The organism is Flavobacterium sp. (assembly GCF_023151265.1).
Lineage (GTDB): Bacteria > Bacteroidota > Bacteroidia > Flavobacteriales > Flavobacteriaceae > Flavobacterium.
Map to the genome: position 1 here is coordinate 1 of NZ_JAKLJH010000212.1, position 2,409 is coordinate 2,409.

5 protein-coding genes are annotated in these 2,409 nt (G+C 35.3%); 4 read left to right on the forward strand and 1 reads right to left on the reverse strand.

The window, feature by feature from the left end:
- Window positions 1-572 precede the first annotated feature (572 nt).
- The 4 genes from L6Q46_RS13620 to L6Q46_RS13635 all read left to right on the forward strand — a co-directional run bounded on the left by L6Q46_RS13620 (window position 573) and on the right by L6Q46_RS13635 (window position 2,275).
- Window positions 573-854: a type II toxin-antitoxin system RelE/ParE family toxin gene (locus L6Q46_RS13620; RefSeq protein ID WP_291284764.1), complete on the forward strand. Its 282-nt coding sequence runs from the start codon at window positions 573-575 to the stop codon at window positions 852-854.
- Window positions 855-863: 9 nt separating this feature from the next.
- Window positions 864-1,220: a HigA family addiction module antitoxin gene (locus L6Q46_RS13625; protein WP_291284765.1), complete on the forward strand. Its 357-nt coding sequence runs from the start codon at window positions 864-866 to the stop codon at window positions 1,218-1,220.
- 149 nt (window positions 1,221-1,369) lie between these two features.
- A complete protein-coding gene (locus L6Q46_RS13630; RefSeq protein ID WP_291284766.1) occupies window positions 1,370-1,762 on the forward strand; it encodes a DUF262 domain-containing protein in 393 nt (130 codons plus the stop codon).
- A 114-nt stretch (window positions 1,763-1,876) separates the two neighbouring features.
- On the forward strand, window positions 1,877-2,275 hold the full coding sequence (locus tag L6Q46_RS13635; RefSeq protein ID WP_291284767.1) for a hypothetical protein: 399 nt from the start codon (window positions 1,877-1,879) through the stop codon (window positions 2,273-2,275).
- Between the two features lie 30 nt (window positions 2,276-2,305).
- On the opposite strand, the gene L6Q46_RS14035 is transcribed toward L6Q46_RS13635, so the two are convergent.
- Window positions 2,306-2,401, reverse strand: a complete 96-nt coding sequence (locus L6Q46_RS14035; RefSeq protein WP_363315882.1) for an integrase core domain-containing protein — start codon at window positions 2,399-2,401, stop codon at window positions 2,306-2,308.
- Between the last annotated feature and the right edge of the window lie 8 nt (window positions 2,402-2,409).

Here is a 2,409-nt window from a genome sequence, read left to right on the forward strand (position 1 = left end):
CTATTTGCGAAACGGAACTCTGCCCGGACAAAATTTCCATTACTATTTGTTCCTTAAATTCTTTGCCATAGTTATTTCTTCTTATCATATTATCAAGTCTCCTTTATCCCCTTTTTTTGTATTCCAGTTTTAGGGGGCAATACCAATTTTTAGCGAATTTTATATTATGCTATCGCATTTATTGTTAGCCGATGATTTTTAGACAACGCTTGTTTAGTAGGCGACTTTTAGCGAGTGATTATTATTTGCTGACAGTTTTTTTTTGAAATGCTTCGCATTTCAAAAAAAAGTATTATTTTTGGTACGCAGTTAATTTATAAAAAAGTAAAATACGTATAACATGCGTTAGCCGACAATTGCTTGCATTGAAGGTTACCGAACAGAAGTGCAAATTTGAAACTTTGGAATAAACTTTTAGCGGAAAGTGCAGACACGCAAGCAACTGCGGCTACCGCTTGTCCGTTAGGCGAAAGAATTCTCACAATTAAATTCTAAACTCTGGACATCCGTGTCCAGGGTAGAGAGTTGATTTTTTGCTTGACATTGTATACGTATTGTGTAAGCATTAGGATGTGATCAAATCGTTTCATGACAAAGATACTGAAAAAATTTGGAAAGGTGAATTTTCAAAAAGAATTCCAAATCAAATTTCAGATGTAGCTTTACGGAAACTTAGGCTTATTAATGGTGCTTTGGAATTGGAAAATTTAAGGATTCCACCAAAAAATTTTCTGGAAGCGTTAAGAAATGATCGTAAAGGCCAGCATAGTATTCGAATCAATGACCAATGGAGGATTTGCTTTACCTGGATTGATGGCCATGCCTTTGATGTCGAAATTGTTGATTACCATTGAGGAGATATCATGAAAAATAAAATAAGAAATATACACCCTGGTGAGATTTTAGATGAGGAATTTCTAAAGCCAATGGAGTTATCCGCTTACAAGGTATCCAAGATTACGGGTATCCCACAATCAAGATTAAGCGAAATAATTTCAGGAAAACGAAGCATTTCTGCTACTAATGCGCTGAAACTCGGAAAATTTTTTAATCTTCCACCTCAATTTTGGCTCACTCTGCAAAATGATTATGATTTATTGGAGGAGAGTAGAAAAATTGAAACGACTCTTTCCAAAATACATGTCTACACAGAATTTGTAAAAGACATTAATAAACAAAAAAAGATGCCATCCGTGGCTTCATTTTCTCGAGCTACGTGAGGATTCCATCGGCTAACAGAGTTTATGCCTTCGCTCGCATTGCTCGCTACGCCTGCGGGTCAAGCCTCACAAGTTCGGCTCGACGCATAAACTCGAACGTTACCAGCCATTATAACGGACGACACAACACTAACGAACAATAATAAAAAATGAATTATACAGACAGAATTTTTCCAACCAACAAAGGACTGACAACTTACCTTGACGAGTTGATAGCAAAAAATTATCAAATTCCGACTTTTCAGCGAGACGTTGTTTGGGAACAGGAAAATGTAAAAAAACTTTGGGACAGTATTTACAAGTTTTATCCTTTGGGAAGTATTCTGATATGGAAAACTGATTTGAAACTTCAAAACCACAGACAAATTGGTGGACACCAAATAACTGATACAAATTTTAGCAGAACCGAATATCAATACATACTTGATGGACAACAACGAACAACATCTTTGCTGACTTCATTATATGGTGGAACTATTGAAAACAGACCGAATTTCAACCCATTACTTTATGTGGATTTGACTATTCCGCCAGACAACTAAATTGATGATGAAAGTTATCGCAATCGTTTTCTTTTTTGGAATGACATTGACGATAGAAATGGAGAAATTCGACCAAACATCGGTAAGAAAAAAAGATTTGATGATGGGTTAATTGTGAAGCTCATTGACATTAAAAATAATTTTACGACTGTTCAAACAAGTGTGTTCAATAGCGAACTTGTAAATAAGGACTTCAATCATTCCATACTTGCAGAACTTTCAAAAATCAAAGGAGTGCTTGACAACTACAGAATTTCCTTTATTGAAGTAAAAGGAATACAAGTTTCGGAAGTATGTCAAATATTTGAAAGGATTAACCAAGCAGGCAAACCGCTTAACATCTTTGACATAGTTGTTGCAAAAACATTTAAGCCTTCGGTTCAACAAACAACAACTACACAAGCCGATAGCGGATTTTATCTGCGTGACTTAATTGACGATTTCAGAGGGCACAACAACAGTGAGTTTTTGAAAATAAGCGACATTGATTATCTGCAAATTCTTGCGGTTTGAAGTGCCCCCCTAAAACTGTAAAGAAAAAAATCATATTTTTTGTTTATTTTTAAATTGCAGAGGAGATAGTCCTCCTAAAGCTGAATGAGGTCTGATTGAATTGTACCGATCAATAAATTGAAAAATACTTTTGG